We start from the raw sequence: 6,746 nt of genomic DNA, 5'->3' as shown, positions 1-6,746 counted from the left end.
TCAATATCGCTCTACTAATAAAGAGTGACTTTTTATGTAACAATTCGTGACATCTTGCGTCACAAAAATGCTAAAGAGCAATTATTGATGTAACAGAACGTAACACTTGAATAAAATCGGTGGGTTAGAAATTATTTCTTTACTAGCCAATTAATAGAGCCGTCGGGTCGATACGAGCACTCTCTTCCTGTATCGATATAGTCATCAAGGTGTGATCTGAATTTTTCAAGACCCGCTTTTGATATAGCTTCTTTGGCTCGGCCGATCGCTCGCAAGACACTGGTTCTTATGTTTGTGGCTTCCTTGTTATCGTCGGCTTGTTGAATGTTTTGGGCACGAATGAACTTGTTATACTCTTCCCGAGCTTCCTTAATTTCCAGGGGGTCTCCATCGTGCATTGCTTCTTGTAACTCGGCCAGAAGCTGCTCGCCCTTAGCCTTCTCTTTCTCTCTTGCATTTCTTGAGAACTCTGATTCGGCTTGAGAAATCTTCCTGTGAAGACTGTTGGTGACACTCATACTTTCGGCTTCTAGTTGCTCATTACTCATATTGTCGTAAATCGTTGCTCTTTCATCTATGGTGGGTCCCTTTGCTATATGGACAAGCTGCATAACGGGAATGTACTGATTTGGATTACCCAACAATTCTGCAATATATCGCATGCCAACACTGTTTTTAATACCCTCGGCTTCTTCATCCTCAAAATGTATATACCAGTAATCATTCTTGAGAATAAATTGATATTTCTCCTCACTTCCGTCTTCATCGTTACCTGCATGTTCTTCTTCTTGTGTTTGCGTGGCGACGCACTTACTTAATTCGCCACAATTCTTGAGTTCGGGATGCTGTTCTTCGAAGGCTTCTAACTCTGACAATTTGAAAAATATGTTTTTCTCCGTCCATACAATCGTCTTGGTTACACGGGCTGGTGGATAGAGATCGGGATACCGATCGCTTATGTAGGTAGATTGATAGTCTTCCTCTGTTCTTTTGAAATCTCGTACGGATTTAAAATGTAATCTCTCACGTTTGTAGCTATATGCCGGAAGGTCGTCATCCACGATCCAACTCTGAAGAGTCATGAAGTTCATCCCCCACCGTGCCATTACGGCATCTCCTCTCAACCATCTTTCCATACTCCACCCTTCTCGGTAAATTTTCCGTATTTAACCGTTAAAACTAACAAGGGAAGGAGTACCCCCCCCCCCCATTTGGCTGGCCCTGACTATTCTCTTAAACCCTTATTTGTTTATGCTCGCATTATAAGCTATATCCATGTTCGTGCATATCGCGCAGCCTCACTCCCAGTGCAAACTGGGGCCATGTACTTTTTTTCGATCTGACGACCTCATCCTCTCAAATCGTCCAGGAACTCCGACGGAGTGTTCCCACTTGTCACGAGGAGATAGTCCCTTGCACGGGTGCAGGCAACGTAAAGCAGGTGTCGCTCTGTGTTATAAACTTCTTCCAAGTCGGCATCGTCAGCCACCGTTTCGATTCTTTCCTGCAAAGGTATAGTCTCATCGTCACAGGCCATAACGACAACAGCACGGAATTCCAGCCCCTTGGCAAGGTGCCTTCACTATGCCGATTCGACGGAAATTGAAGATTACGGATAGAATGTAACATTAGTGTTCTTCCCATATGGCTTGTAAAAGGCTGTATGAGAAATGACACAGCCCTTTACAAGCCCAGGTTGATGCAGTTCTTGCGGTGCCCTTAGTCTAATCAAATGCCATTTCAGTTTTCCATACCTTCCATACGTTACCAACCAGGTCTGGCCCTGGTTTGAGGGTCATCTTGCCCGGTTTCCAGCCGGATGGAGTTGCTTCTGTTCCTTTTGAGTCCCTTACCAGCTGAAAGGCTTGAACTTGCCGCAATGATTCACCGACGCTTCTTCCCACCGGCGGCGTGAGAACCTCATATCCCTGGATAATCCCATCCGGATCGATAATGAATCTCCCGCGGGTTTCTACGCCAGCGTCCTCATCATACACACCGTAGACCTTTCCCACTCTTCCACCAGCATCGGAGAGCATGGAAAAGGGAATACCTCCTTTTACCATTTTAGCCAGTTCATTATCATTCCACATCTTATGTACGAACATACTGTCGATACTCATGGACAATATCTCTACCCCAAGTTTCTGAAATTCACTATATTTTTCAGCAACTGCTGAAAGTTCCGTTGCTCAGACAAACGTGAAATCACCCGGGTAGAAGCACAAAATCACCCATTTCCCAAGGTATTCTGACAGTGTTACGTTGATGAATTTGCCTTTCTGGTAGCCGGGTGCCGTAAAATCAGGTGCTTTCCTGCCAACTTGTATCATACGCGGGGCCTCCTTTTCTTTGTTATTGGTTTCAACGGGTTGAATAGGAACTGTCTCTCCCACGGGACCGCCGGTTGGTCGAGCACATCCAGCCTTAATTTCTTCTGCCATAGGTCCTCCTTCCTTTGGGTTATTTAGCTTTCTCCATCTATCCGCACATCATTTAATATGACGTCGCTCCCTCAGCAGCCATGAAGAACTTCACGTTATGATCAAGAGAGGTCGAAACGGTCAAGGTTCATTACTTTGTTCCACACCGCCACAAAGTCATTCACGAACTTCTCCCGGGAGTCCTCACATGCGTAAACCTCGGCCAGGGCTCTGAGTTGGGAGTTCGAACCGAAGATCAAATCCACACGTGTGCCGGTCCACTTCAGTGCGCCGCTTACGCGATCACGACCCTCGAACAGATTATCGTCTTCCGAGGTTGCCTTCCACGTCGTGCTCATGTCGAGTAAATTCACAAAGAAGTCATTGGTAAGCGCCTCCGGCCGCCCGGTAAAGACGCCGTGCTGAGACTCTCCGAAGTTGGTTTTGAGCACACGCATGCCGCCCACGAGAACCGTCATCTCGGGCGCGGTCAATGTGAGAAGCTGTGCGCGATCAACGAGCAGTTCCTCTGGTCTTACTGCATATTTAGCTTTTAAATAGTTGCGGAATCCATCTGCGGCTGGCTCAAGTACAGCGAACGACTTCTCATCGGTTTGCTCCTGCGAGGCGTCCATACGTCCCGGCGTGAAGGGAACCGTCACCTCGTGACCGGCATTCTTCGCAGCTTGCTCCACGCCTGCGCAACCGGCGAGCACAATGAGGTCAGCGAGTGATATCTTTTTACCGCCTAAGGCTGCGCTGTTAAAGGCGCTCTGGATGCCCTGTAACGTTTTGAGCACGTTCGCAAGCCGGGTCGGCTCATTGACTTCCCAGTCCTTTTGCGGCGCCAGGCGAATGCGGGCGCCGTTAGCGCCACCCCGCTTGTCGGAGCCACGGAATGTAGACGCCGATGCCCAGGCGGTCGAAACCAACTCCGACACAGAGAGGCCGGAAGTGAGGATTTTAGCCTTGAGGGCGGCGATGTCTTCTCCAACAATCAGTTTGTGATCGACTGCAGGGATGGGGTCTTGCCAGATGAGCTCTTCTAAAGGAACCTCGGGCCCGAGATAACGCGCTCGCGGGCCCATGTCGCGGTGGGTCAGCTTGAACCACGCCCGGGCGAATGCATCCGCGAGTTGATCCGGGTGCTCATAGAAGCGTCTCGAGATCTTTTCGTAGACGGGGTCAAAGCGCAGAGAGAGGTCTGTGGTCAGCATGGACGGCGCGTGACGTTTTGACGGGTCGTGCGGATCAGGAACGGTACCGGCGCCTGCGTCACCCTTGGGCTTCCACTGGTACGCACCGGCCGGACTCTTGGTCAGTTCCCATTCGAAGCTGAATAAGATTCGGAAGAAGTTGTTGCTCCACTTGGTAGGTGTGTTGGTCCAGATCACTTCCGGGCCTCCGGTAATTGCATCGTTACCCTTGCCCGTGCCAAAGGCGCTCTTCCATCCCAGACCCTGTTCTTCGATGGGGGCGGCTTCCGGCTCCGGCCCCACCAGTGACTTATCACCCGCTCCGTGGGTCTTACCGAACGTATGCCCGCCCGCGATCAGCGCCACGGTCTCTTCGTCGTTCATAGCCATGCGACCGAAGCTCTCGCGGATATCTTGAGCCGCAGCGATCGGATCAGGGTTACCGTTCGGCCCTTCAGGATTCACGTAGATAAGGCCCATCTGAACGGCGGCGAGGGGATTCTCGAGTTCCCTCTCACCCGTGTAGCGCTTGTCATCAAGCCACTCGCTCTCGGAACCCCAGTATATATCCTTTTCCGGTTCCCAGACGTCCTCGCGCCCGCCGGCGAAGCCGAAGGTCTTGAAGCCCATAGATTCCAGGGCCACGTTACCGGCGAGGATCATGAGATCTGCCCAGGAAATTTTGCGGCCATACTTCTTTTTGATCGGCCAGAGCAATCGACGCGCCTTGTCGAGGTTCGCATTGTCGGGCCAGCTGTTGAGCGGGGCCAAGCGCTGGCTGCCTCTGCCCGCACCGCCGCGGCCGTCGCCCACTCGGTAGGTGCCGGCGCTATGCCACGCCATGCGGATGAACAAGGGTCCATAGTGACCGAAATCCGCGGGCCACCAGTCCTGCGAGCTCATCATCAGTTCACTCAAGTCCTTCTTTACGGCCTTCAAGTCAAGGCTCTTGAACTCTTTGGCATAGTTGAATCCTTCGCCCATGGGATTTGACTTGTAGGAGTGCTGGTGCAAGATATCGAGCCTCAATTGGTTCGGCCACCAGTCTCTGTTTGTCGTGCCGCCCCCTGCAGTTTGTTCGTAAACTCTGTCTGGTTTTTTGTCGTCCATGGTATTTACTCCTTTGGTTTTGCGAATTGTTGAAGAGCGCTGCTATGAACCAAATTCTTTCGCTGCCTGTGTAACTAACGATTGGCCATACACCAGTTGGCAAATGCCTGCACCCCTGTTTAAGCTTCAGTAATTCTCTGCCATCAGTTCGTAGTAATCGCGCGGATGCGCACAGGCCGGGCATTCTACAGGCGCCACGGTGCCCTCATGGACATATCCGCAGTTTCTGCACCTCCACTTCTTCGGGGTATCTCTCTTGAAGACCCTGTCCTTTTTGATGTTCTCGAGAAGGGCGAGGTACCTATTTTCGTGTCCCGTTTCCGCGATGGCAATCATTCTGAAAACCTTTGCAATCTCCGGGAAACCCTCTTTCTCAGCCACTTCGGCAAAGTCTGGATACAAGGTGCCCCACTCCATATGCTCGCCGGCAGCCGCGGCCTCTAAGTTCTCTGACGTGGTACCCACGACTCCGGCGGGAAACGTGGCCGCTATCTCCAGTTCGCCTCCCGGGAGAAACGAGAAGAACCGCTTCGCATGTTCCTTCTCGTTGTCGGCTGTGTCCGCGAAAACCCATGAAATCTGCTCGTATCCCTCTTTCTTCGCTTGAGATGAGAAATAGGTATACCTGTTCCTCGCTTGCGATTCACCGGCAAAGGCCTGTAATAAATTTTTTTCTGTCTGAGATCCCTTTAGTGTTGCCATGCCACGCCTCCGTGTAGTAAGTTCTCTATCAGTTCTGTCTCTTTTTCAGGCACTTCTTGCAGTAGCCATAATACTCCAGCCTTGTGTCCTTGACTGAAAAACCGGTATTCTTCTCCACGTCAGCCCGGTTTGCCGGGGAGGAGACTTTGTAGTCGAGTATCTTTCCGCACCCTTCGCAGATCAGGTTGACATGTTCGTCGAGGGTCGTTTCGTACCGGTTCTCCTTGGGGTCGAACTGGAGCGTCTTGATAATGCCATGGGCAGAGAACTCGTTGAGTGTCGCGTAGGTAGTTGAGAGCGATAGGCTTTTTCGTATCTTCTTCGCTTCCCGATACACGGCAGCCGCGTTGGGGTGAATGTCCCGCAGTGCGACGAGTACATCGATGATAGCCAACCTCTGGGGCGTCACCTTCAGTCCATGCTCTTTTAACTGTGCTATTACCGATTCTTTCACCATTGATCAATCAGGAACTAATCCTGACTGTATATATATCACTCTCTTGAAATTTGTCAAGGGGGTTGTTGATTTGAATGATTCCCCGCCTGTAGTATATTTACCGCCCCATAAAATAAAAGACCAATATAATCACGGAGGCGCACATGCAATAGATGCCAAAGTAATGCCACTTTCCCCGGTCAAGCCAGCCGGTAAGCCACCGGAGTGCAAAAAGTCCAGCGAGGAAACTAAAGACAAGGCCGAGCAAGCTGGGCAAGAAGAGTTTCATCATGGATGGGGTACCTGTCACCAGCGTCTGATGTGATACGATCAATCGCATTGTTTCCCGGGCCACCACAGGAGGGGTCAGGATAACCGCCAAAGCGAAACTGAATTCTTCTACCGGCCGCTTCGATGCCCCGGTCAACAATCCCACGGAAATAGTCGCACCCGACCGCGAGAACCCCCTAAACGGCAGGCAGAGACCCTGTATGATCCCCATCCAGATTGCTTGCCTTCTCGAGACCATGGTTTGGCCACGATCTTTGGCCTCATCGTATCTGAGTCCGGACCAGATGATCATAACCCCGGCCGCTGCAAGCGCCACGGCAATGAGAACGATGTTCCCGAAGAGAAGCTCGATGTCAGCCTTGGGAGCGTTATGGAATACATACCGTTCAATAACTGTCTTGATAATTATTCCAACTACACCCGTCAGAACGGTCGCGAGTGCGAGGAGTTTTATCCAGGGCCACGATTTCTCCCAAGAGGAAAGATAGGCGTGCGTCCAAGGCCTCCAGAAGTAAACAATTACCGCAAACATGGTGCCCGTATGGAGCATCACGAGGAGCATGGTCATTTCGGGGGTCGTGGGGTCAA

The 6,746-nt window shown here is 51.1% G+C and carries 6 protein-coding genes; all 6 read right to left on the bottom strand.

Annotation, left to right across the window (positions count from 1 at the left end; all coding sequences use genetic code 11):
• Positions 1 to 131 precede the first annotated feature (131 nt).
• A complete protein-coding gene (locus tag VMT62_14665; protein ID HVN97669.1) occupies positions 132 to 1,136 on the bottom strand; it encodes a hypothetical protein in 1,005 nt (334 codons plus the stop codon).
• Positions 1,137 to 1,724: 588 nt separating this feature from the next.
• A complete protein-coding gene (gene prxU / locus VMT62_14660) occupies positions 1,725 to 2,444 on the bottom strand; it encodes a thioredoxin-dependent peroxiredoxin (protein ID HVN97668.1) in 720 nt (239 codons plus the stop codon).
• 101 nt (positions 2,445 to 2,545) lie between these two features.
• Complete coding sequence (gene katG / locus VMT62_14655; GenBank protein ID HVN97667.1) at positions 2,546 to 4,729, bottom strand: catalase/peroxidase HPI; 2,184 nt, start codon at positions 4,727 to 4,729, stop codon at positions 2,546 to 2,548.
• A 126-nt stretch (positions 4,730 to 4,855) separates the two neighbouring features.
• Entirely contained in the window at positions 4,856 to 5,431 is a 576-nt protein-coding gene (locus tag VMT62_14650) for a rubrerythrin family protein (GenBank protein HVN97666.1), read from the bottom strand.
• 28 nt (positions 5,432 to 5,459) lie between these two features.
• Positions 5,460 to 5,888 (bottom strand): Fur family transcriptional regulator, encoded by a 429-nt coding sequence (locus VMT62_14645; protein ID HVN97665.1) that lies wholly within the window; start codon positions 5,886 to 5,888, stop codon positions 5,460 to 5,462.
• Between the two features lie 97 nt (positions 5,889 to 5,985).
• Positions 5,986 to 6,746: undecaprenyl-diphosphate phosphatase (locus tag VMT62_14640; GenBank protein ID HVN97664.1), on the bottom strand; the 761-nt coding region annotated here is incomplete at its 5' end.

It is taken from the genome of Syntrophorhabdaceae bacterium (assembly GCA_035541755.1).
GTDB lineage: Bacteria > Desulfobacterota > Syntrophorhabdia > Syntrophorhabdales > Syntrophorhabdaceae > PNOF01.
Note: the sequence above shows the minus strand (reverse complement) of the source record. Positions and strands in the feature narration are given on the sequence as shown.